Origin of the sequence: Streptomyces albidicamelliae (genome assembly GCF_025642175.1) — a bacterium.
In the GTDB taxonomy this organism is placed as follows: Bacteria; Actinomycetota; Actinomycetes; order Streptomycetales; family Streptomycetaceae; genus Streptomyces; species Streptomyces albidocamelliae.
This window is the reverse complement of the sequence record NZ_CP106795.1, coordinates 3,487,202-3,510,894: the sequence shown is the minus strand read 5'-3', so window position 1 is coordinate 3,510,894 and position 23,693 is coordinate 3,487,202. Positions and strand designations below refer to the sequence as shown.

At 71.6% G+C, this 23,693-nt stretch carries 19 protein-coding genes; 16 read left to right on the top strand and 3 right to left on the bottom strand.

Features of this window, described 5'->3' with window-relative positions; all coding sequences use genetic code 11:
- Positions 1-16 precede the first annotated feature (16 nt).
- On the top strand, positions 17-1,162 hold the full coding sequence (locus N8I86_RS16200) for a uroporphyrinogen-III synthase (protein WP_073900192.1): 1,146 nt from the start codon (positions 17-19) through the stop codon (positions 1,160-1,162).
- Here the strand turns inward: N8I86_RS16200 and N8I86_RS16195 are convergent.
- Complete coding sequence (locus N8I86_RS16195; RefSeq protein ID WP_079192748.1) at positions 1,159-1,770, bottom strand: anthrone oxygenase family protein; 612 nt, start codon at positions 1,768-1,770, stop codon at positions 1,159-1,161. The two genes, N8I86_RS16200 and N8I86_RS16195, sit on opposite strands and share 4 nt — an antisense overlap.
- Positions 1,771-1,961: 191 nt before the next feature.
- Between N8I86_RS16195 and N8I86_RS16190 the strand changes: the two genes are divergently transcribed.
- The 6 genes from N8I86_RS16190 (at position 1,962) to N8I86_RS16165 (ending at position 9,039) form a co-directional block, all read left to right on the top strand.
- Positions 1,962-2,555, top strand: a complete 594-nt coding sequence (locus tag N8I86_RS16190) for a CGNR zinc finger domain-containing protein (protein ID WP_073900194.1) — start codon at positions 1,962-1,964, stop codon at positions 2,553-2,555.
- A 247-nt stretch (positions 2,556-2,802) separates the two neighbouring features.
- A complete protein-coding gene (locus tag N8I86_RS16185) occupies positions 2,803-3,387 on the top strand; it encodes a sigma-70 family RNA polymerase sigma factor (protein WP_073900196.1) in 585 nt (194 codons plus the stop codon).
- A gap of 62 nt (positions 3,388-3,449) precedes the next feature.
- Positions 3,450-4,217 carry an anti-sigma factor family protein gene (locus tag N8I86_RS16180; protein WP_185091351.1) on the top strand — a complete coding sequence of 256 codons (768 nt, stop codon included), beginning with the start codon at positions 3,450-3,452 and terminating at the stop codon, positions 4,215-4,217.
- 69 nt (positions 4,218-4,286) lie between these two features.
- Positions 4,287-6,665 carry a HelD family protein gene (locus N8I86_RS16175; protein ID WP_263278090.1) on the top strand — a complete coding sequence of 793 codons (2,379 nt, stop codon included), beginning with the start codon at positions 4,287-4,289 and terminating at the stop codon, positions 6,663-6,665.
- Between the two features lie 386 nt (positions 6,666-7,051).
- Complete coding sequence (locus N8I86_RS16170; RefSeq protein ID WP_263278089.1) at positions 7,052-8,467, top strand: NAD-dependent malic enzyme; 1,416 nt, start codon at positions 7,052-7,054, stop codon at positions 8,465-8,467.
- A 290-nt stretch (positions 8,468-8,757) separates the two neighbouring features.
- Complete coding sequence (locus tag N8I86_RS16165; protein ID WP_023550134.1) at positions 8,758-9,039, top strand: HU family DNA-binding protein; 282 nt, start codon at positions 8,758-8,760, stop codon at positions 9,037-9,039.
- A 179-nt stretch (positions 9,040-9,218) separates the two neighbouring features.
- Here N8I86_RS16165 and murA read toward each other — a convergent pair whose 3' ends face one another.
- Positions 9,219-10,559, bottom strand: coding sequence for a UDP-N-acetylglucosamine 1-carboxyvinyltransferase (gene murA, locus N8I86_RS16160; RefSeq protein ID WP_073900202.1), 1,341 nt, complete (start codon positions 10,557-10,559; stop codon positions 9,219-9,221).
- Positions 10,560-10,837: 278 nt separating this feature from the next.
- Between murA and N8I86_RS16155 the strand changes: the two genes are divergently transcribed.
- From N8I86_RS16155 to N8I86_RS16115, 9 genes are all read left to right on the top strand, one after another.
- Positions 10,838-11,410 (top strand): YqgE/AlgH family protein, encoded by a 573-nt coding sequence (locus N8I86_RS16155; RefSeq protein ID WP_073900204.1) that lies wholly within the window; start codon positions 10,838-10,840, stop codon positions 11,408-11,410.
- A 30-nt stretch (positions 11,411-11,440) separates the two neighbouring features.
- Complete coding sequence (locus tag N8I86_RS16150) at positions 11,441-11,731, top strand: DUF3039 domain-containing protein (RefSeq protein ID WP_073900206.1); 291 nt, start codon at positions 11,441-11,443, stop codon at positions 11,729-11,731.
- Between the two features lie 239 nt (positions 11,732-11,970).
- The gene (locus N8I86_RS16145) at positions 11,971-13,650 is read left to right on the top strand and encodes a beta-N-acetylhexosaminidase (protein ID WP_073900209.1); all 1,680 of its coding nucleotides are present in this window, start codon (positions 11,971-11,973) and stop codon (positions 13,648-13,650) included.
- A 224-nt stretch (positions 13,651-13,874) separates the two neighbouring features.
- The gene (locus tag N8I86_RS16140; protein ID WP_073900212.1) at positions 13,875-14,768 is read left to right on the top strand and encodes an FAD binding domain-containing protein; all 894 of its coding nucleotides are present in this window, start codon (positions 13,875-13,877) and stop codon (positions 14,766-14,768) included.
- Complete coding sequence (locus tag N8I86_RS16135) at positions 14,765-16,579, top strand: 2Fe-2S iron-sulfur cluster-binding protein (protein WP_263278088.1); 1,815 nt, start codon at positions 14,765-14,767, stop codon at positions 16,577-16,579. The genes N8I86_RS16140 and N8I86_RS16135 overlap by 4 nt, the downstream gene beginning before the upstream one ends.
- Positions 16,576-18,885: a xanthine dehydrogenase family protein molybdopterin-binding subunit gene (locus N8I86_RS16130; protein ID WP_263278087.1), complete on the top strand. Its 2,310-nt coding sequence runs from the start codon at positions 16,576-16,578 to the stop codon at positions 18,883-18,885. Before N8I86_RS16135 ends, N8I86_RS16130 begins: the two co-directional genes overlap by 4 nt.
- A complete protein-coding gene (locus N8I86_RS16125) occupies positions 18,882-19,007 on the top strand; it encodes a hypothetical protein (protein WP_256339566.1) in 126 nt (41 codons plus the stop codon). Before N8I86_RS16130 ends, N8I86_RS16125 begins: the two co-directional genes overlap by 4 nt.
- Positions 19,008-19,217: 210 nt before the next feature.
- The gene (locus tag N8I86_RS16120) at positions 19,218-20,390 is read left to right on the top strand and encodes an SUKH-4 family immunity protein (RefSeq protein WP_073900219.1); all 1,173 of its coding nucleotides are present in this window, start codon (positions 19,218-19,220) and stop codon (positions 20,388-20,390) included.
- Between the two features lie 116 nt (positions 20,391-20,506).
- On the top strand, positions 20,507-21,175 hold the full coding sequence (locus N8I86_RS16115) for an acetate uptake transporter (RefSeq protein WP_123437669.1): 669 nt from the start codon (positions 20,507-20,509) through the stop codon (positions 21,173-21,175).
- 329 nt (positions 21,176-21,504) lie between these two features.
- On the opposite strand, the gene N8I86_RS16110 is transcribed toward N8I86_RS16115, so the two are convergent.
- A complete protein-coding gene (locus N8I86_RS16110; RefSeq protein ID WP_263278086.1) occupies positions 21,505-23,493 on the bottom strand; it encodes an AAA family ATPase in 1,989 nt (662 codons plus the stop codon).
- Positions 23,494-23,693: the final 200 nt, after the last annotated feature.

The window sequence follows — 23,693 nt, the reverse complement described above, 5'->3', positions numbered from 1 at the left end:
GTCAGCTAGGAGAGTCATGGACGACGAAGAGCAGCAGCACGGTCCCCTCGCGGGTTTCACCGTGGGGGTCACCGCGGCACGCCGGGCCGACGAACTGGGCGCCCTGCTCCAGCGGCGCGGCGCCGCCGTGCTGCACGCGCCCGCCCTGCGGATCGTGCCGCTCGCCGACGACGGTGAACTCCTCGCCGCCACCAAGGACATTCTCGATGAGGTGCCGGACGTCGTCGTGGCCACCACCGCGATCGGTTTCCGCGGCTGGGTCGAGGCCGCCGACGGCTGGGGTCTCGGCGAGGAGCTGCTGGGCCGGCTGCGGGGGGCCGAGCTGCTGGCCCGCGGCCCCAAGGTGAAGGGGGCGATCCGGGCGGCCGGGCTGACGGAGGAGTGGTCGCCGTCGTCGGAGTCCATGGCCGAGGTGCTCGACCGGCTCCTGGAGGAGGGCGTCGACGGACGCCGCGTCGCCGTGCAGCTGCACGGCGAGCCGCTGCCCGGGTTCGTGGAGGCGCTCCGGGCCGGGGGAGCGGAGGTCGTGCCGGTGCCGGTGTACCGCTGGCTGCCGCCGGAGGACGTCGGCCCGCTCGACCGGCTGCTGGACGCGGCCGTCTCCCGCGGACTCGACGCCCTCACCTTCACCAGCGCGCCGGCCGCGGTCTCCCTGCTCACGCGGGCGGAGGAGCGGGGCCTGACCGGTGACCTGCTCGCGGCCCTCGGCCACGACGTGCTGGCGGCCTGCGTCGGCCCGGTCACGGCCGTGCCCCTCCAGGCGCGCGGGGTGGACACGGTGCAGCCGGAGCGGTTCCGGCTCGGGCCGCTCGTGCAGCTGCTGTGCCAGGAACTGCCCTCCCGGGCACGCGCGTTGCCGGTCGCCGGGCACCGGGTGGAGATCCGGGGGCACGCGGTGGTGGTGGACGGGGAGCTGAAGCCGGTGCCGCCGGCCGGGATGTCGCTGCTGCGGACGCTGGCCCGGCGGCCGGGCTGGGTGGTGCCCCGGGCGGAGCTGCTGCGGGCGCTGCCGGGCGCCGGGCGCGACGAGCACGCGGTGGAGACCGCCATGGCCCGGCTCCGCGGCGCCCTGGGGACGCCGAAGCTGATCCAGACCGTGGTCAAGCGCGGGTACCGGCTGGCGCTGGACCCGGCCGCGGACGCGAAGTACGCGGACGACTAGCGCGGAGACGGGGGCGTCTGGCGCGAGGTGCGCGGACGGCCAGGGGCGTGCGAGGGGAGCGGGCCGGAGGGGGCCGCGGCGTCCGGCGCGGGGTGCCTCCGCCCGCCGGCCGGGGCGGCGGCGCCCATGCGCAGCAGCGCCCGGGCCAGGCAGCCCAGCGCCACCGTCGACAGCACCGTCCGGACGACGTTCCACGCCACCCACGGACCCTCGAAGTGCTCGCGGAGCGAGGCCGGGGTGCCTCCGCCCGCCAGCGCGTCGTTCAGCGGGACGCTGAACGCCACGGTGACGAGGAACGCCAGCGTGTACGCCACCAGGGCCGCCCCCGCCCAGCGGCCGCCCGCCGAGCCGCGCAGCTGCCACGCCGAGACCGCCGTCAGCACCAGCGCCCCCAGGAAGCTCAGGAAGAACACCGGGTTCTGGATCACGTCGTTGATGTCGCGCATGACGGCCACGTACGTCCGGTCGTCCGCACGGGCCAGCGCGGGCATCACCGCGCAGGCGAAGGCGTAGAAGACCCCGGCGATCAGCCCCATGGCGACGGTGGCGGCGCCCAGCACGGTCCGGCCGGCCCGTGCCGGCCGCGGTGTCTGTCTCGGATGCGTCATGTCCTCCAGCCAACCCGCCCGGTCCCGCCGGGGACATGGCCGAGGCGCGCAGCCGCATACGCGGGCGTCCAGCCCCGCCCGCGGCCGCCCGCGTACCGGCGGCGGTACGGGGGGTTCCTCAGACGTGCCCGGGCGGGCACTGTGAGAGGTGCGACGGAACGGTTCCCCCTGTCCTAGGCGGTGACAGGCACATGGCACTGGGTACGGCCACGCCCCCGAACGAGCCGCGGTTCGACGCCGGGCGGATCTGTCTGGATCTCCTCGCGACCGCGCACCCGGCCGAACGGCTGGACGCCGTCGGTCCGTTGCGCGTCTGGATCACCGGCGCCGCCCTGGTGCCCCCGGGCACACCGCTGGCCCACGCGGACGCCTCCTGGCTGGTGGGCTTCCGTGAACTGCGCGGAGTGATCGGGCAGTTGGTGCGCATCCCGTGCACGGCCGACCCGCGGACGTACGAGAGTGCGCTCGCCCGGGTCAACGAGACCGCCCGCGCCGCGCCGCCCGCCCCGCGCGCGGTGCGCGGCGCCGACGGCACGCTGGTCCGCGAGCTGGCCGGTCCGCCCAAGTGCGCGGCCCTGCTCGCGGTGGTCGCCCGGGACGCGGTCGAGCTGCTCACCGATCCCGTCGCGCGGGCCGCCGTACGCGAGTGCGAGGGCGACAACTGCCCGCTCGTGTACCTGGACACCTCCCGCGGGCGGCGCCGGCGCTGGTGCTCCAGCGAGGTCTGCGGCAACCGCGAACGGGTCGCCCGGCACCGGCGCCGGGCCGCGCTGGCCCGCGCCTGAGGGGCTCGAAGGGCCCCTGTCGCAAGTGATTTCGGTTACACCACGTTTTTGTTGGTGTCTACACGGGTAGCTCACGGGACCTCCGACGATGTGTCGGAAATGCAAAGATCACGCGGTGGGAATGTGCACCCATGTCCCCCTCGTCACGTCACCCCCGAGAAATCTGTCACTCCGGTTTGAACGCCCCGCCCCTTCCTTCCGTACGGGTGGGCGAGCGACCGACTGGGGGAACCCCCGGACACCGGAGGTGGGCGTGCGCAAGGATGCGGCCGTGGCCAATGAACGTGGATCGAGGGCCCGACATCGCATGTCCTCAATGCCCTCGGAACCTGACGAGGAGCTGATGCGTGCCCTGTACCGGGAGCACGCCGGACCTCTGCTCGCGTATGTCCTCCGGCTGGTCGCCGGTGATCGGCAGCGCGCCGAGGACGTCGTACAGGAAACGCTCATCCGTGCCTGGAAGAACGCCGGTCAGCTCAATCGGGCGACCGGATCGGTACGCCCCTGGCTGGTGACGGTCGCGCGTCGCATCGTCATCGACGGCCACCGCAGCCGGCAGGCCCGGCCGCAGGAGGTCGATCCGTCGCCGCTGGAGGTCATCCCCGCGGAGGACGAGATCGACAAGGCGCTGTGGCTGATGACGCTGTCGGACGCGCTCGACGACCTGACCCCGGCCCACCGGGAGGTCCTCGTCGAGACGTACTTCAAGGGGCGTACCGTCAACGAGGCGGCCGAGACGCTGGGCATTCCGAGTGGCACCGTCCGCTCCCGGGTGTTCTACGCCCTGCGGTCGATGAAGCTGGCACTGGAGGAGCGGGGGGTGACGGCGTGATGAGCAGCGGATACGGGGGAATGCAAGGATTCGGACCGGGTGGTCCGGGTATTTCTGGACCCATGAACCCCAGCCAGGGATCTTCGGTGCCGAGCGAGCACGAGACCGTCGGTGCCTACGCCCTCGGGATTCTCGACGACGCCGAGGCAACCGCTTTCGAGACCCATCTCGCCGGGTGCGAGTGGTGCGCCCAGCAGCTGGACGAACTGGCCGGGATGGAGCCGATGCTGGCCGCCCTCGCGGACCTGCCGGGCTCCGGCAGCACCCCGGCGATCGGCGAGTCGCTGTCGGCGAAGCCCAGCCCCCGGCTGGTGGAGAAGCTGGTCGACGAGGTCTCCGAGCACCGCGCCCAGAAGCGCCGGCGCAGCTTCTACATGATCGCCGCGGCGGCCGCGCTGATCATCGCCGGCCCGCTCGCCGCGGTGGCGGTGAACAGCGGCTCGGACAGCGGTGGGCAGGTCACCGCCTCCCCGGCCCAGGACCAGTTCCGGACGATGGCCGACAAGGCGTCGGGCACCGACCCGTCGACCCACGTCAGCGCCACCGTCGGCATGGCGCAGAAGGCCTGGGGCACCCAGGCGGTCCTGGAGCTGAAGAACGTCAAGGGCCCGCTCAAGTGCTCCCTGGTCCTCGTCGCCAAGAACGGCCAGCGCGTCACGATGTCGTCGTGGTCCGTGCCGAACTGGGGCTACGGCATCGAGGACGGCAAGACACCGGAGTCCAAGAAGCCGCTCTACATCGGCGGGGCCGCGGCCTTCCAGCCGAACGAGATCGACCACTTCGAGGTCGTCACCTTCGAGGGCAAGAAGCTCGTCCAGGTGGACGCGTAGACGGCGTAGCTTTGTCGGGTCCCCTTCGCGTACGGTTGACGGCTGCCCAGCACGTCAGAAGGGGGCCCGGTGGCCGCTCAGGTTCAGCAGTCCGCGGTCGGCCCGGTACACGGCGAAGACTCCGTCCGTGACCGGGAGATCAGCGTCGAACAGGAACACCTGGACCGGGTGTACCGGCGGCTCGAGGAGAAGATCCACGAAGCCGAGTTCCTGATGCACGACGCGGCCAAGCGCGGCCAGGTGGGCACCCCGGGCGCGCTGGCCGAGCGGGACGCGCAGGTCTTCCGGGCCGGCATCCACCTGAACCGGCTCAACAACGAGTTCGAGGACTTCCTCTTCGGCCGTATCGACCTGCTGCTCGGCAAGGACGGCAAGAAGGGCCCCGACGGCGCGTACACGGCGGTGGAGCCGGCCGAGGGCGCCGTGCGGCCGGACAACACCGCCGACATCGCCGAGACCCTGCACATCGGCCGCATCGGCGTCCTCGACCAGGACTACTCCCCGCTGGTCATCGACTGGCGGGCGCCCGCCGCCGCGCCCTTCTACCGGGCCACGCCCGTCGACCCCGGCCGGGTCGTCAGGCGCCGGGTCATCCGCTCCAAGGGCCGCCGGGTCCTCGGGGTCGAGGACGACCTGATGCGCCCCGAGCTGACCGCCCGCCTCGACGGCCGCACCCTGCCCGCGATCGGCGACGGCGCCCTCATGGCCGCCCTCGGCCAGGCCCGCAGCCACACCATGCGGGACATCGTCTCGTCCATCCAGGCGGAGCAGGACCTGGTCATCCGCGCCCCCGCCGCCTCCGTCACCTACGTGGAGGGCGGCCCCGGCACCGGCAAGACCGCGGTCGCCCTGCACCGCGCGGCCTACCTGCTCTACCAGGACCGCAGACGGTACGCGGGAGGCATCCTGATCGTCTCCCCGACCCCGCTGCTCGTCGCCTACACCGAGGGCGTGCTGCCCTCGCTCGGCGAGGAGGGCCAGGTCGCGATCCGCGCGATCGGCTCCCTGGTCGACGGCGCGGAGGCCACCCTTTACGACTCCCCGTCCGTGGCCCGCGCCAAGGGCTCGTACCGGATGCTGAAGGTGCTGCGCAAGGCGGCCCGCGGCGCCCTGGAACTGGGCCCCGGCGGCGGCGCGCCGGCCGGGCAGCTCGCCCTCGACGACGACACCGAGGCCGAGACCGGGACCGCGCCCCCGAGCGGCCCGCCGGCCCGGCTCAGGGTCGTCGCCTTCAACCGCCGCCTCGAACTGGAGGCCGGTGAGCTGGAACGCATCCGCCGCAACGCCCTCGGCGGCACCGCACCGGTCAACCTGCTCCGCCCGCGCGCCCGCAAGCTGCTGCTGGACGCCCTGTGGGCGAGATCCGGCGCCGCCGGCCGGCACACCGACCCGGAGCTCGCCGCCGAACTGCGTTCCTCCTTCGACGAGGACGTCACGACCGAGGACTCCTTCATCGCGTTCCTCGACGCCTGGTGGCCCGAGCTGACCCCCAGGGCGGTGCTCTCCGCCATGGCGGACGAGAAGCGGCTCGGCCGCTGGGCCCGCCGCATCCTCAACCCCGGCGAGGTCCGCAAGGTCGCCCGCGCCCTGAAGCGGGACGGCCACTCGGTGCACGACATCGCCATGCTGGACGAGCTCCAGGCGATCCTCGGCGCCCCGGCCCGCCCCCGCAAGAAGCGCGAATTCGACCCGTTGGACCAGCTCACCGGCCTGGAGGAGCTGATGCCGGTACGCGAGGAGTCGCAGCGGGAGCGCGCCGAGCGCCTCGCGCAGGAGCGCACCGAGTACGCGCACGTCATCGTGGACGAGGCGCAGGACCTCACCCCGATGCAGTGGCGCATGGTCGGCCGCCGCGGACGGCACGCCACCTGGACGGTCGTCGGCGACCCGGCCCAGTCCTCCTGGTCCGACCCGGACGAGGCGGCCGAGGCCCGCGACGAGGCCCTCGGCACCCGTCCCCGGCGCCGCTTCCAGCTCACCGTGAACTACCGCAACCCCGCCGAGATCGCCGAGCTGGCCGCGAGGGTCCTCGCGCTCGCCATGCCCGGCTCCGAGGCGCCGTCGGCCGTACGGTCCACCGGGGTCGAGCCGCGCTTCACCGTCGTGCGCGAGTCCCTCCAGCGGACCGTGCGGGCCGAGGCCGAGCGGCTGCTCGCGGCCGTGGACGGCACGATCGGCGTGGTCGTCGCGATGAACCGGCGCGAGGAGGCCCGCCGCTGGCTGGCCGGGCTCGGCGACCGGGTCGTGGCGCTCGGCAGCCTGGAGGCCAAGGGCCTGGAGTACGACGCCACGGTCGTCGTCTCGCCCGCCGAGATCGCCGACGAGTCCCCGGCCGGGCTGCGCGTGCTGTACGTGGCGCTGACCCGGGCCACCCAGCAGCTGACGGTGGTGTCGGGGGAGCGGGACGAGCCGGACGGGACCGGCGTGCCCGACCTGCTCAGGGACTGATTCCTGTGAACTCGGCGCAGAAGGAATGGCCCCGGGCATCCGTTTGTTAGCCTTGACGTGGCACCGGCCCGATCCAAGCCCCCGGGCCCAACCTTCGTCCCTCAGAGGGACCACTTGCCGCGAGGCGAGCATGGCGGGTCGGTGTCATTGACTGTGCGAGAGGCCCACGTCCGTGTGACGTGGGCCTCTCGCTTTGTGTCCCGACCCCCTGGCACGGACTGATCGATTCTCGTATGGTGGAAGTCGTTTTCCGAAACCAGCCGTCCCATCGGAAGCCCTGTGTGAACAAAACGTCCGCAACCCAGGGCGACTACCGCGTACTGAGCGGTAGGTGCGACGATCGGACGGCACAACTCGCGACACGGTGAAAGCAGAGGAAGTCGGCCATGGCAACGGCGCCCAGCGTCTCCTACTCGATGACCATCCGGCTGGAGGTGCCCGCGAGCGGAACCGCCGTCTCGCAGCTCACCACCGCCGTGGAGTCCTCCGGAGGCTCGGTGACCGGCCTCGACGTCACCGCGTCCGGCCACGAGAAGCTCCGCATCGACGTCACCATCGCGGCCTCCTCGACCGCGCACGCCGACGAGATCGTCGAGAAGCTCCGTGGCATCGAGGGCGTCACCCTGGGCAAGGTCTCCGACCGTACGTTCCTCATGCACCTCGGCGGCAAGATCGAGATGGCGTCGAAGCACCCCATCCGCAACCGTGACGACCTGTCCATGGTCTACACGCCCGGGGTGGCGCGCGTCTGCATGGCCATCGCCCAGAACCCCGAGGACGCCCGCCGCCTCACCATCAAGCGCAACTCCGTTGCGGTCGTGACGGACGGCTCCGCCGTGCTCGGCCTCGGCAACATCGGCCCCAAGGCCGCGCTGCCCGTCATGGAGGGCAAGGCGGCCCTCTTCAAGCGCTTCGCCGGCATCGACGCCTGGCCGATCTGCCTGGACACCCAGGACACCGACGCGATCGTGGAGATCGTCAAGGCGATCGCCCCCGGGTTCGCCGGCATCAACCTCGAGGACATCTCCGCCCCGCGCTGCTTCGAGATCGAGGCCCGGCTGCGCGAGGCCCTCGACATCCCCGTCTTCCACGACGACCAGCACGGCACGGCCATCGTCGTCCTCGCCGCCCTGACCAACGCCCTGCGGGTGACGGACAAGGCCATCGAGAACATCCGGGTCGTGATGTCCGGTGCCGGCGCCGCCGGCACGGCCATCCTGAAGCTGCTCCTCGCGGCGGGCGCGAAGAACGCCGTCGTCGCCGACATCCACGGTGTCGTGCACGCCGGCCGCGCCGACCTGGTGGACGCCCCGGCCGACTCGCCGCTGCGCTGGATCGCCGACAACACCAACCCCGAGGGCCTCACCGGCACCCTGAAGGAGGCCGTGCGCGACGCCGACGTCTTCATCGGCGTCTCCGCCCCGAACGTCCTCGACGGCGACGACGTGGCCGCCATGGCCGACGGAGCCATCGTGTTCGCGCTCGCGAACCCCGACCCGGAGGTCGACCCCGCGATCGCCCGCCAGACGGCGGCCGTCGTGGCCACCGGCCGCTCGGACTTCCCGAACCAGATCAACAACGTGCTCGTCTTCCCGGGTGTCTTCCGCGGCCTGCTGGACGCCCAGTCCCGCACCGTCAACACGGAGATGATGCTCGCCGCCGCCAAGGCCCTCGCCGACGTGGTCACCGAGGACGAGCTGAACCCCAACTACATCGTCCCGAGCGTCTTCAACGACAAGGTCGCGGGCGCCGTGGCCGGTGCCGTCCGCGAGGCCGCGAAGGCGGCCGGAGCGACGGTCTGAGCACGTCGTGCCGTACTGTGCAGGGGCTGTGAGGATCACCACGGCGGCCCCCGCACCGGCGCGTCGTGGAACCTCTCGATGCCGGGCGCACTCTAGGGTGACGGCCGAGCAGGCGCTTTTCGTGTGACTCCCCAGGGTGTTCTCACGACTCCTACGGGTGCCGGATTGGCTTTCGCGCCGCTGGTAGGGGCAGGATGCGTCCCTGGGCGCGAGCGCATCGGCATCGCAGTGCCTCGGGCGGCTCCGCCGCGTGGCACACCCCAACGGCAAGAAAACACGGGAGTAACAACATGAACCGCAGTGAGCTGGTGGCCGCGCTGGCCGACCGTGCCGAGGTGACCCGCAAGGACGCCGACGCCGTGCTGGCCGCGTTCGCCGAGACCGTCGGCGAGATCGTCGCCAAGGGCGACGAGAAGGTCACCATCCCCGGCTTCCTGACCTTCGAGCGCACCCACCGTGCCGCTCGTACCGCGCGCAACCCGCAGACCGGCGAGCCCATCAACATCCCCGCCGGCTACAGCGTCAAGGTCACCGCGGGCTCCAAGCTCAAGGAAGCCGCCAAGGGCAAGTAGGCGCAGGCGCTCCGCTGTGGCCGCGGCCCCGGCCGAGCGCCGCGGGGCGGCTGCGGACCGGCCGAGGCCGGTCCCGCAGTTCCCCGCGCCCCCACGGGCGCACCACAGCCGAAGACGCCGAAAGGGCGGCCCCTCCCGTCGAGGAGGGGCCGCCCTTTGCCGTTGCGGGGTGCGAACGCCTAGCCGAGCGCCTTGCCCGGCAGCTCCACCTTCGCGCCGAGCTCCATGAGCTTCTCCATGAAGTTCTCGTAGCCCCGGTTGATCAGGTCGATGCCGTGGACCCGGGAGGTGCCCTCGGCCGCGAGGGCCGCGATGAGGTACGAGAAGCCGCCGCGCAGGTCGGGGATGACCAGGTCGGAGCCCTGGAGCCGGGTCGGTCCGGAGACGACCGCGGAGTGCAGGAAGTTGCGCTGGCCGAAGCGGCAGTCGGAGCCGCCGAGGCACTCGCGGTACAGCTGGATGTGGGCGCCCATCTGGTTCAGGGCGGAGGTGAAGCCCAGCCGGGACTCGTACACCGTCTCGTGGATGATGGACAGGCCCGTGGCCTGGGTCAGGGCCACCACCAGCGGCTGCTGCCAGTCGGTCTGGAAGCCGGGGTGCACGTCCGTCTCCAGCGCGATGGACTTCAGCTGGCCGCCCGGGTGCCAGAAGCGGATGCCCTCGTCGTCGATCTCGAAGGCACCGCCCACCTTCCGGTAGGTGTTCAGGAACGTCATCATCGAGCGCTGCTGGGCGCCGCGGACGTAGATGTTGCCGTTGGTCGCGAGCGCCGCCGAGGCCCAGGACGCGGCCTCCAGCCGGTCGGACAGGGCGCGGTGGGTGTAGCCGCCGAGCTTGTCCACACCGGTGATGCGGATCGTGCGGTCGGTGTCCATCGCGATGATCGCGCCCATCTTCTGCAGTACGCAGATGAGGTCCTCGATCTCCGGCTCGACGGCCGCGTTGGACAGCTCGGTCACGCCCTCCGCCAGGACGGCCGTCAGCAGCACCTGCTCGGTCGCGCCGACGGACGGGTAGGGCAGCCGGATCTTGGTGCCGCGCAGGCGCTGCGGGGCCTCCAGGTACTGGCCGTCCTCGCGCTTCTCGATCGTCGCGCCGAACTGCCGCAGCACGTCGAAGTGGAAGTCGATGGGCCGGCCGCCGATGTCGCAGCCGCCGAGGCCGGGGATGAAGGCGTGGCCGAGGCGGTGCAGCAGCGGACCGCAGAACAGGATCGGGATGCGGCTGGAGCCCGCGTGGGCATCGATGTCAGCCACGTTGGCGCTCTCGACGTGCGTCGGGTCGAGCACCAGCTCGCCGGGCTCCTCGCCCGGACGGACCGTCACCCCGTGCAGCTGGAGCAGACCGCGCACGACCCGCACGTCACGGATGTCGGGAACGTTGCGCAGCCGGCTCGGCTCGCTGCCCAGCAGGGCGGCGACCATGGCCTTCGGTACGAGGTTCTTCGCACCGCGGACACGGATCTCGCCCTCCAGCGGGGTTCCGCCGTGGACAAGCAGGACATCGTCGTTGACGGTCATGAATCTCGCGTTCCGATGAGTTGGGCAGGGGCCGGCCGATCACTGTGCGCAGAGGCCGGGAAGACAGGGTAATCGCCGATTACCCCCCGTCCGTAAGCCCAAGGGCGGCCCAGTCGCGTCATAGCTGTGTCACAACACGAACCGTTCCCAATCGGACACATGGGGTCACCGGCGCGTCGGCGCACGCCGGGACCGCGCCCGCACGCCCTGAGCTGCCTTCACTCCCGCGACCCCGATTGGCTCCCCACGCCGGGGGAAGATGCGGGATCATGTCTGGCATGACCGAGGTGTCCTCGCTCACAGGGCGGCTGCTCGTGGCCACGCCGGCCCTGGCGGACCCGAACTTCGACCGCGCGGTCGTGCTGCTTCTCGACCACGACGAGGAGGGCTCCCTCGGTGTCGTCCTGAACCGCCCCACCCCGGTGGACGTCGGCGACATCCTGGAGGGCTGGGCGGACCTGGCCGGCGAGCCGGGAGTGGTCTTCCAGGGCGGCCCGGTCTCGCTGGACTCGGCGCTCGGCGTCGCGGTCATCCCGGGCGGCGCGGGCGGCGACCGCACGCCCCTCGGGTGGCGCCGGGTGTACGGCGCGATCGGCCTGGTCGACCTGGAGGCCCCGCCGGAGCTGCTCGCCTCGGCCCTGGGCTCCCTGCGGATCTTCGCCGGATACGCCGGCTGGGGGCCCGGTCAGCTGGAGGACGAGCTGGTCGAGGGCGCCTGGTACGTGGTCGAGTCCGAGCCGGGCGACGTCTCCTCGCCGGCCCCGGAGAGGCTGTGGCGCGAGGTGCTGCGCCGCCAGCGCAACGAGCTGGCGATGGTGGCCACGTATCCGGACGACCCTTCGCTCAACTGATGCGTGTGAGCTTTCAGTACCCTGGGCGGTATGAGCACTCTTGAGCCCGAGCGCGGGACTGGTACGGGGACCCTCGTAGAACCGACGCCGCAGGTGTCCCACGGCGACGGCGACCACGAGCGCTTCGCCCACTACGTCCAGAAGGACAAGATCATGGCGAGCGCCCTCGACGGGACCCCCGTCGTGGCGCTGTGCGGCAAGGTCTGGGTGCCGGGCCGCGACCCGAAGAAGTACCCCGTGTGCCCCATGTGCAAGGAGATCTACGAGTCCATGGGCGCCGGCGGCGACGACAAGGGCAAGGGCAAGGGCGGCGACAAGTAGTCCCGCCTTCCCGCCCGAGGTCTCCGCGGGCCCCCGGGTCGCGTTCGCGCGCGCCCCGGGGGCCTTCGCGTTTGCCGGCGCCACGTGGTGGAGACCTCTTGTCGGCGGCCTCCCGTAGTCCCTAGCCTCCATGGCGTTGTGCTGAGCGAAACAGCCGTTGCGCATGCTGCAACGGCATGTGGCCATGTGCCGGCCCGCGACGCTGGTCCCGCGGCCGGACGGAGCGGTGAAGGACGGACATGGTGGATGCGATTCCCTACGAGCTGTTCCACGGCTTCGACGTGGGGCTCGTCCCGGCGCCCGGCCGCCTGTCCGCCTCGCGGCCCGGCGGCGGCCAAGGGTGCGTCATCGACGCGGGGACCGGAATCGAGTCGGCCGCCGGCACCGAGCGGGTCGCGCGGTGGCTGCGCGCGACCGTCGGCGCGGCGACCGGATGTCCGCTGGACCCGCACACCGGCGACGGCCCTCGCGTCCGGCTGCGGATCGTCCCCGCCCTGGCCGCGGAACTCGGCGGCCCCGAGGCGTACCGGCTGACCGTCGACGGCCACGGCGTCGCCGTCGACGGAGCCGGTGAGGCGGGGGTGTTCTGGGGTGCCCAGACCTTCCGTCAGCTGCTCGGCCCCGACGCCTTCCGCCGGGCACCGGTCTCCACGCGGGACACCTGGAGGCTCCCCGCCGTCACCGTCCACGACGCCCCACGTTTCCGCTGGCGCGGGCTCCTCCTCGACGTGGCCCGGCACTTCATGCCCAAGGAAGGCGTACTGCGCTACCTGGACCTGATGGCCGCCCACAAACTCAACGTCCTGCACTTCCATCTGACGGACGACCAGGGCTGGCGCGTCGAGATCAAGCGCCATCCGAAGCTCACCGAGACCGCCTCCTGGCGCGCGCGCACGAAGTTCGGCCACCGCGCCTCACCCCTGTGGGAGGAGAAGCCGCACGGGGGTTACTACACCCAGGACGACATCCGGGAGATCGTCGCGTACGCCGCCGAGCGGCACATCACCGTCGTCCCGGAGATCGACGTACCGGGTCATTCGCAGGCCGCCATCGCCGCGTACCCGGAACTCGGCAACACCGACGTCGTCGACACCTCCGCCCTCACCGTCTGGGACGACTGGGGCATCTCCTCGAACGTGCTGGCCCCCACCGACACCACACTGCGTTTCTACGAGGGGGTGTTCGAGGAGATCCTGGAAATGTTCCCGTCGGAGTTCGTCCACGTCGGCGGCGACGAGTGCCGCAAGGAGCAGTGGAGCGGGTCGCCGACCGCCAAGAGCCGCATGGCGGAACTCGGCCTGGCCGACGAGGAGGAGCTCCAGTCCTGGTTCATCGGGCACTTCGACGCGTGGCTGTCCGCGCGCGGACGCCGCCTCATCGGCTGGGACGAGATCCTGGAGGGCGGCCTCGCGAAGAACGCGGCCGTGTCCTCCTGGCGGGGCTACGGGGGCGGTGTCGCCGCCGCCCGCGCCGGTCACGACGTCGTCATGTGCCCCGAGCAGTACGTGTACCTGGACTACCGTCAGGCCCCGGGCGACGACGAGCCGGTGCCCATCGCCTACGTGCGCACCCTGGAGGACGTCTACCGGTTCGAACCCGTTCCCGCCGGGCTGACCGAGGAGGAGGCCGGGCACGTCCTCGGCGCCCAGGCGAACGTCTGGACCGAGGTGATGGAGGACAGCGCGCGCGTGGACTACCAGACCTTCCCGCGCCTCGCGGCCTTCGCCGAGGTGGCCTGGCGGTCACTGCCCGCCCCGGCGGAACGGGACTTCGCGGACTTCGAGCGCCGGATGACCTCCCACTACCGGCGACTTGACGCCCTCGGGGTCGCCTACCGCCCGCCGGCCGGGCCGCTGCCGTGGCAGCGTCGCCCCGGCGTGCTCGGCCGTCCCCTGGAGGGGCGGCCCCCGAACACGTAAGGGAAAAAGAGCCCAGGCGTCACCGAAGAGAGGCAATCCACCCGCACCGGTGATGCCGTGCGAAAACGGACCATCTCCTCGACGAGGTGGGCGAATGCCTCCTAGCGGACCCCCGCGTTCGGGCCTCGCGAAGATGTGCCAGAGTTGCCACGTCCGCCCTGTGAGCACGTACCGTACGGCCACACAGGTGGGACCAGGTGGGGCATCGGGAAGGGGCAGCCGGTTTGACCACGCACGCACCGCAGGCGGCGCAGGCCGTCACGCTGCCCACGACGCTGGACGAGGCCGTGGCGGCCCTCACCGCCATGCCCGCCGCGGTCCCCGTCGCGGGCGGCACGGATCTTATGGCCGCCGTCAACTCCGGACAGCTCAGGCCCGCCGCCCTGGTGGGCCTCGGCCGGATCAGCGAGATCCGCGGCTGGCAGTACCAGGACGGCCACGCGCTGCTGGGCGCGGGACTCACGCACGCCCGCATGGGCCGCCCCGACTTCGCGGCCCTGATCCCGGCGCTCGCCGCCGCCGCGCGCGCGGCGGGCCCGCCGCACATCCGCAACGCGGGCACCCTGGGCGGCAACATCGCCTCGGCCGCCCCCACCGGGGACGCGCTGCCCGTGCTGGCCGCCCTGGAGGCGACGCTGATCATCGCGGGCCCGGGCGGAGCCCGCCGGGAGATCCCGGTGTCGCACCTCCTGGCCGGCGTGGAGATGCTGCAGGGCGGCGAACTCATCGGCTACGTGCGCGTGCCGCTGCTGCACGCCCCGCAGGTCTTCCTCAAGGCGACCGGCCGCACCGGACCGGGCCGCGCGGTCGCCTCCGTGGCCGTCGTCCTCGACCCCGCCCGGCGCGGTGTGCGCTGCGCGGTCGGGGCCATAGCGCCGATGCCGCTCAGGCCGCTGGAGGCCGAGGAGTGGGTCGCGCGCCTCATCGACTGGGACAACGACCGCGCGCTCGTCCCCGAGGCGCTGCACGCCTTCGGGGAGTACGTCGCCGCGGCCTGCATCCCCGACCCGGCCCCCGAGCCCGACGGCTCGGTGGCACCGCTTCCGCCCGCCGTACTGCACCTGCGGCGCACCGTCGCCGCGCTGGCCCGACGAGCACTGGGGAGGGCACTGTCGTGACCGACGACCAGCACGGAGAGGGCACGTCCCAGGGCGGCGGACGCTGGAACCCGCTGCCCCAGGGCGACTACGACGACGGCGCCACCGCCTTCGTCAAGCTCCCCGAGGGCGGCATCGAGGCCATGCTGTCCGGCGACAGCCCGCTGGCGGCACCCGGTCACGGCTACGTGCCGCCGCAGATAACGGTCGCCCCCGGGACCGGCGACCCCGCCGCCACCGGCGCCTGGACGACGCCCGACGGCGGCGACCGGTGGCCCGACCCGAACGCCGCGGACCCGGGCCAGGCCCCGGACCCGGACGACCGGTTCACCTACCGGCCGGGCGCCACCCAGCACTGGACCTTCGAGGAGCCCGCCCCGGCCGGCCCCGGGCACGACGTCACCGGGCAGTGGTCCATCCCCGTCGCCGGCGGCGACCTCCCGGACGAGTCCGGCGAGTTCACCACGTCCTCCCTGGTCGAGCAGTGGGGCGCCGGCGCGCCGGCCACCCTGCCCGGCGGCGCGCCCGCGCCCTGGGCGACGGACGGCGCGGGCACCGCCTGGGCGCAGCCCGGCCCGCAGGCCCCGGCCGAGCCCGGCCACACCGGCGGCCACCCGGCGGGCCCCGCGCCCGCGACCGACGGATACGTTCCCGAGGTCCCCGAGGAGCGGTACGGGCACGATCCGGCCGCCCGGCACGCCGGTCACCCCGGCACCGGCCGGGACGACCTGCCCGCCCAGGCCGCGCCCGCCGGACACGACGAGCCCGAGGCGCAGCCGGCCGCCCCCTCCGCCGGCCCGGGAGCGGACCCCCACGTCCCCGCGGAAGGTCCTGAGCGCCCCGCTGACGGCCCGGCAGGTCCCGAAGGCCCCGGGGCCCCGGACGGCGCGCCGCGGGCCGCCACGGCGGCGGACACCGCCGACGCCGTGGACACCGCCGACGCGGACGTCACCGGCGCCGACACCCCCGAGGACCCGGCCGAGGCGTCCGCTCCGGCCGAGGACGCCGACGGCGCCGACTCGGCCGCGTCCCCCGAGGACACCGCCAAGGACCCGGCCGCCGAACCGCTCCCGCCGCACGACGACCACCCCCTCGCCTCCTACGTCCTGCGCGTCAACGGCACCGACCGGCCCGTCACCGGCGCCTGGATCGGCGAGTCCCTGCTGTACGTCCTGCGCGAACGGCTCGGCCTCGCGGGCGCCAAGGACGGCTGCTCGCAGGGCGAGTGCGGCGCCTGCAACGTGCAGGTCGACGGGCGGCTGGTGGCCTCCTGCCTGGTCCCGGCGGTCACCGCGGCCGGCAGCGAGGTGCGCACGGTCGAGGGCCTGGCCGCCGACGGCCGGCCCTCCGACGTGCAGCGCGCGCTCGCCCGGTGCGGTGCCGTGCAGTGCGGCTTCTGCGTGCCGGGCATGGCGATGACCGTGCACGACCTGCTGGAGGGCAACCCGGCCCCCACCGAGCTGGAGACCCGGCAGGCCCTGTGCGGCAACCTGTGCCGCTGCTCCGGCTACCGGGGCGTACTGGACGCCGTCCAGGAGGTCGTCGCCGAACGCGAGGCCACGCACGCCGGCGCCGGGGCGGATTCCGACGAGGCGCGCATCCCGCACCAGGCGGGCCCCGGCTCCGGAGGCGTCCACCCCTCGGCGTTCGAGGCACCGGGCGCCTTCGACCCCCCGCACGCTGCCCCCGGCGGCTACGGCGACACCCAGGGCGGCTACGGCGACGGCCCGGACGGTTACGGCGACGGTCCGGACCCGTACGACGCGCCGGACCCGTACGGCCCGCAGGGCCCGCACGACCAGCACTACGGCCAGGACGGAGGCCAGGCGTGAGCAACGAAGCCGGCATCGCGACCACCGCCGCGGAACCCGCCCCCGCGCCCGAGCCGTTGCCGCACGGCATCGGCGCCTCCCTGCCGCACGCCGACGCCCGCGCCAAGACCGAGGGCACCTTCCCCTACGCGGCCGACCTGTGGGCCGAGGGCCTGCTGTGGGCGGCCGTGCTGCGCTCCCCGCACGCGCACGCGCGCATCGTGTCCATCGACACCTCCCACGCGCGCGAGATGCCCGGCGTGCGCGCCGTCGTCACACACGAGGACGTGCCCGGCACCCCCCGCCACGGCCGGGGCGTCCCCGACCGTCCGGTGTTCGCCTCCGAGGTCGTACGGCACCACGGCGAGCCCATCGCGGCCGTCGCCGCCGACCACCCGGACACCGCCCGCATGGCCGCCGCGGCCGTGATCGTCGAGTACGAGGTGCTCGACCCGGTCACCGATCCCGAACAGGCCTTCGAGGCCGAACCGCTGCACCCCGACGGCAACCTGATCCGGCACATCCCGCTGCACCACGGCGACCCGGAGGCGGTCGGCGAGGTCGTCGTCGAGGGCCTGTACCGCATCGGCCGCCAGGACCCCGCCCCCATCGGCGCCGAGGCCGGCCTCGCCGTGCCCCGCCCCGACGGCGGCGTCGAGCTGTACCTGGCCTCCACCGACCCGCACGCCGACCGCAACACGGCCGCCGCCTGCTACGGCCTGTCCCCCGATCAGGTGAAGATCGTCGTCACCGGGGTGCCCGGCGCCACCGCGGACCGCGAGGACCAGGGCTTCCAGCTGCCCCTCGGCCTGCTCGCGCTCAGGACCGGCTGCCCGGTGAAGCTCACGGCGACCCGCGAGGAGTCCTTCCTCGGCCACGCCCACCGCCACCCCACCCTGCTCCGCTACCGCCACCACGCCGACGGCGAGGGCAGACTGGTCAAGGTCGAGGCGCAGATCCTGCTCGACGCGGGCGCGTACGCCGACACCTCCGCCGAGTCCCTGGCCGCCGCCGTCTCCTTCGCGTGCGGCCCGTACGTCGTCCCGAACGCCTTCATCGAGGGCTGGGCCGTCCGCACCAACAACCCGCCCTCCGGCCACGTCCGCGGCGAGGGCGCCATGCAGGTGTGCGCCGCCTACGAGGCCCAGATGGACAAGCTGGCGAAGAAGCTGGGCCTGGACCCGGCCGAACTGCGCCTGCAGAACGTCCTCGCCACCGGTGACGTGCTGCCGATCGGGCAGACCGTGAGCTGCCCGGCGCCGGTCGCCGAACTCCTCCAGGCGGTACGCGACTTCCCGCTGCCCGCCCTGCCGAAGGACACGCCCGAGGACGAGTGGCTGCTGCCCGGCGGCCCCGAGGGCGCGGGCGAGCCGGGCGCGGTGCGCCGGGGCGTCGGCTACGGCCTGGGCATGGTGCACATGCTCGGCGCGGAGGGCGCCGACGAGGTGTCCACGGCGACGGTCAAGGTGCACGACGGGATCGCGACCGTGCTCTGCGCGGCCGTGGAGACGGGCCAGGGCTTCACCACCCTCGCCCGGCAGATCGTCCAGGAGACCCTCGGCATCGAGGAAGTCCACGTGGCCCCGGTCGACACCGACCAGCCGCCGGCGGGCGCGGGCTGCCGGGGCCGTCACACCTGGGTGTCGGGCGGTGCGGTGGAGCGCGCGGCGAAGATGGTCCGCACCCAGCTCCTCCAGCCGCTGGCCCACAAGTTCGGCATGTCGACGGAGCTGCTGCAGATCACGGACGGCAAGATCACGTCGTACGACGGGGTGCTGTCGACCACCGTGACGGAGGCGATGGAGGGCAAGGAGCTGTGGGCCACCGCCCAGTGCCGCCCGCACCCCACCGAGCCGCTGAACGCCGCCGGACAGGGTGACGCCTTCGTGGGCCTCGCGTTCTGCGCGATCCGCGCGGTGGTGGACGTCGACATCGAGCTGGGCTCGGTACGGGTGGTGGAGCTGGCGGTCGCCCAGGACGTGGGCCGGGTCCTCAACCCGGCGCAGCTGACGGCCCGGATCGAGGCGGGCGTGACGCAGGGCGTGGGCATCGCGCTCACCGAGAACCTGCGCACCCCGCGCGGTCTGGTCCGCCACCCCGACCTGACCGGGTACGCGCTGCCGACCGCCCTCGACGCGCCGGACATCCGGATCGTGAAACTGGTCGAGGAACGGGACGTGGTCGCCCCCTTCGGCGCCAAGTCGGTCAGCGCGGTCCCGGTGGTCACGGCGCCGGCGGCGATCGCCTCCGCCGTCCGCGCGGCCACCGGCCGGCCGGTCAACCGCCTTCCCATCCGCCCCCAGGCCGCGGTCGTGACGGCGCAGTGAGTGCCGAGGACGGCGAGCCGCGCTACGAGCCCCCGCCCGGCGTGGGCAAGTTGGTGCTGCTGATCCTGCTGTTCACCCTGGCGGCGCTGGCCGTCGTGCTCGGCGGCATCTACTTCACCTGAGCCCGGCGCCGCCGTGGACACCCCGCGAAGGGAACGCCCCCGGGCCGCCCCGCGTCTCCCCCTCCGTGAGGGCCGTTGTCAGTGGGGCGGCGTAGTGTGCCGAGCAGTGGGGACACCCGCCGGGCACGGCCGTCGACGGCGCCGTGACCGACGCCGTCTCCCCGCACGCACGGACGCACAGGCACCGAGGGCGCAGATCGCGGGGGAGCGATGGGCACGACCGACGCGGGGACGACGGCGATCACGCTGACCGAGGCGGAGCTGGACCGTTACGTCACGCACGCGCCGACGCGCGGCCTGCTCGCGGGTCCCGGCCTGCCCGCCCGTACGGACGTCCTGACCTTCTCGCCGCTGCGCACGTACGGCCTGCGCACCCTCGCCGACGCCGCCGGCGGCCCCTTCCACCTGGCGGAGGAGCTGCGTAGCCGCCTGGTGATCGGCGAACTCCTCGACCCGGCGGGCGTGGCGCGCGAGTCGATCCTGCTCGACGGCGTCACCGGCGAGGTCACGACGGCCCGCCTTCCCGACCCGTCCGGCTCCCGGCCGTTCGCCCCCTCGCTGGACACCCTTCTGCGGTTCGCCGCCGTCACCGAGGAACTGGCGGGCCTGCGCGGCCGGTTCGCCTCCCTGGCCGGCCGGTACGGCCCCCGGACGGTGGCCGAGGCCTCCCGCCGGCTCCTCGCGCTCTTCGAGGAGGGCACGGACGGCAGGGTCCCGCCGTACTGGAAGGCGGCGGCGCTGATCCGCCCCCTGGCCCTGGTCGCGGGCCCCGGCACGGTGTCCGGCCTCACCCTGGAGATGCCGGGCCGCGTCCTGGACCAGGAGTTCGGCCACGGCCGGGTGGTCCGGTTCGAGGAGGTCGACCTCCCGGTGACGCTCACGCACGAGCCCACCCGCCGCTTCCTGCGCGAGACGGGGCTGCCGGAGCAGGCGGTCCTCTTCCACGCCGACACGGACGGCCCGCTGCCGACCCTGCGCGAGTACGTCACCGGGGAACACGGCGGCCGCCCGGATGGGCCGGGCGAACTCCCGGCCCACAGCGACCACTTGATCCGTCTGGGCCGCCTGGGCCGCCCGGCCGAGGGGAACAGCGTGGTGCTGGACGGCAGAACCGGCGCGGTCCTGACCTTCAGCGAGCCGGAGGCGTCGCTCAACCCCCTCAACAGCGACGTGTCGACCCTCGCCTTCACCCTGTGGCTGCTGCACCACGAGCGCACCATCGACGGGCACCTGGGCCACGAGCTGACGACGGCCGCCTACGACCAGCTGGCCGCCGCCATGATCCACACCCTGGCGGCGGTGGACCCCACGGGCACCCTCCAGGATTCGACCTGGCACTACTGGACCGACCTCTTCCGCGACGAACCCGGCGGAGTGCTCTGAAGCACCCGCGCACCGCACATCACCCGAGTCACACACGCCTACTGGTAGGACAAATGGGTACACAGGGGGCGTAATCCGGAGCAGTCACTCCGTGTGACGTCGAAGGGACGCGGGTCATGAACGACCAGACGACGAGCCGCCCCCCGGAGCAGCCGCACACGCGGACGCCGCACCCCGCGGTCGCGGGCGATCCCGCCCCGCTGGGCCTGGCGGGCTTCGCCCTGACCACCCTGCTGCTGTCCGTGATCAACACGAACCTGCTCAAGGAATCCGCCGCGGTCATCCCGGTGCTGAGCCTCGCCCTGTTCTACGGCGGCCTGGCCCAGTTCGCCGCCGGCCTGTTCGAGTTCCGCCGCGGCAACACCTTCGGTGCCACGGCGTTCGTCTCGTACGGCGCCTTCTGGCTGGCCTACTGGTGGCTCGCGCCCCGCCTGGAGATCGCCGGCGGCGCGCCCAACGCGCTCGGCCTGTTCCTGCTCGGCTGGGGCATCTTCACCGCCTACATGGCCGTCGCCGCGCTGCGCGTCAACCTCGCCGTGCTGGCGGTGCTCGTGCTGCTGACGATCACCTTCGTCCTCCTGGCCATCGGCGCCTTCCAGGGCGGGGCGCCGCCGCACGCGGCGACTCAGGTGGGCGGCTGGTTCGGCATCGCCACGGGGCTCGTCGCCTGGTACGCGTCGGCGGCCACGGTCATCAACGACACCCATGGCCGCCCGGTACTGCCCGTCGGCCAGCGCAGGCCGAACCGCACGTCAGAGGCCGTGGCGGGAATCGAACCCACGTAACTCGCTTTGCAGGTTTGTCTCCGCTGCTCAGGGCGTGATCCGGGCTCGTCCGTCAGCGTTCAGGCCCGCACGTGGGCAGTGATCGTCAAGGGTGCACGAACGGGGGTGGATAGCAGCGAACGAAGACGAACGAGACGGAAACTGAGACGGGCGGGCCGCTGAGCCACCAGGCTCTTCGAGAGTCCAGGAAGAGCATCGCGCTGTGTCGAGCTGCTGCCGACCTGTTGTGCGGGCCCGGAGCTGATGGAGGGGGTTAGCCGGTTGCGACTCTTCAGACGGACGCCCACAGCAGGCGAAGTGGCGATTCGGACCAGCACGCCTCTAACCGGCTATGGCGTACCAATCTCATTGGCAAGCTGAAATATGTCACTTGCCAGGTCGGCTTCTTGTTGTCTGGCATAGTTTGCCATGTCCCTGCGCAATTCCTCGCGCCCAGTCGACTTTGGCGCGCCAGCCTCCCAAAAAGATCTGTGAGTCCCCACCTCTGTAATCAAGCGGTCCCTCTCAGGTGACTCGATGCCGCGCGCCAGGATTTGCCGCCAACTCGGCGGAATGTACAGTTTAATCTTACTCGTGGCTGGCTCAGTGAGGCGCCTTATGCGCTCGCCCTTGGCGGCGGATTGAGCGGCGGCCACCTTGAAACCGTTGGTCGTGAACACCTTGGAAAGTGAGTTCCGCTTATAAAAATCGCGTAGAATACTCTTGCCGTGGAAGCGTTCTAGCGCCTGTCCGGAGGTAAGGATCTCCTGCACTCTCGCTCGATACTCCGACACTTTCCCGGCGAGGTCTATTTCGGTAATCTCTTTCTTAAGTTCGGCCGCCTTCCGGTCGATTTCATCGAGAGCTTCCCGCGCGTCCGACTTGTCGGTCGTGATGAACAGGCCAGGCATCGCAGCACGTATCCTAAGTCTGACCTCTTCTTCAACTCGGCCTGCAACGATCGTATTTAGTGATCGTTCCACATGTTCGATGCACGTCATGCCGATCGTAGGGCCGTGGTCCCTGAGAGCCTCCCAGAGCTGCTGAGGGTCCAGGAGAAGATTCTCGATCATTGCTACAGGCCAGGGAACGACATAATCGGGAAGCCCGGTGGTCGACGTATCCGCGTCGACTAGACCAAATACCGGCATGCCTGGAAGCAAGAGCGACGCGTTACGAAGCGCATTCGCTGCACTTACTACTTCATTTCTGCTACGAGCAGGAGCAATGGCCCAGTGCTCCACTTCCGGTACGAGGATCTTCATCAATCGCTCATCCGTAACGGCCGATCGATTGCCGGTAGCAGTCGATTCGCCTTCCACGAATACGATCGGCTTGCCGCGTGTCAGCATGTGAGTGCTTCCAGTCAGCGCCCGTGCGACATCCAAGCGCTCGGCGGAAGAACTGAGCCGCGAAAGCTGGTTCTCGACCGCGTACCCGGGCGGGGATAGGACATACAACTCATCATCCTGTAGCAGATCTAGGAATACCGGCGACTGCGTGGCGAATATGAATTGAGCACGTCCTTGGCTGGCTATCGTTCGCATATATTCCAGCACGTTAAACTGCAGAAGTGGATGCAGGTGAATCTCCGGCTCGTCGAGGATCATGGTGATGGGGACGACGTCGGAGTCTGTGTCGTGCTCCCAGTCATCGTGTAGGAGTGCCTTCGCCTCTCGTTCAACGAATGGGAGGAATAGAGAGATTGCTGCTTTCTCGCCAGAGGAAAGGGTGTCGATATCGAAGGGCCCCACCTTTGTATCGGATCTCCTGAATAGGACCAGGATGTTCTGTTCGGAGGTGGAGTCGACGCCAGCGAACTCGAGGTGAGGAAGAAGAATAGAGACTAGCTGCTTCAAAGGGCCTAGCAAGTCAGGTACCGAGCCCGCGGCGACCTGCCCACCCTGGGCCTCGAATTCAGCATTCACTAGATCGCGCTGCTGATTGTTGAGTCGAACTAGGGCCGTCTTCGCGAGCGCGTTTGAATCATCGGCCGTGCTTGCATTTCGCATTAGGCCTGACAAGAAATGGAGACCGGGGGGTGCTCCATATTGGTACTGTGGGATGATGTCGGCTTGCAGGATATCTTCGAAAGAGAACGGAAAACCGCTTACGTGGACCTGCGCGAGCTGAGTGCTGCGCCAGGTACGGTGGGGCCCTACATAGAGCAGTGTCGATCCGGGCTCAAGAAATGCACCCCTCCTTTCCTTCAGGGATTCCAGCAAGGTTGACTTTCCGGCACCATTCGGGCCTGCAATCGCGACCAGATTAGGCAGTTCGACTGCGCTGGCCTTTCGCAGGCCGCGAACCCCTTGGATGTTGAAAGAGCGAATTGCCATAAGAAAGCCCCCACCCCGGCAGTAGCTAGCCGGACGATGTTAGCGTTGGTCCGGCGCCTAGCGTGTGCTAATGAGGAAGTTTCGTCGGTCGCACCAGCGTAGTTCGGGAAGCGCTACCCCCGGATCGAGTCGCATGTCTACAGGGCCGTCTCTACCCAGAGCGACCGCGCGGGCGACGGTGAGGGGGGCGCCAAGACCGC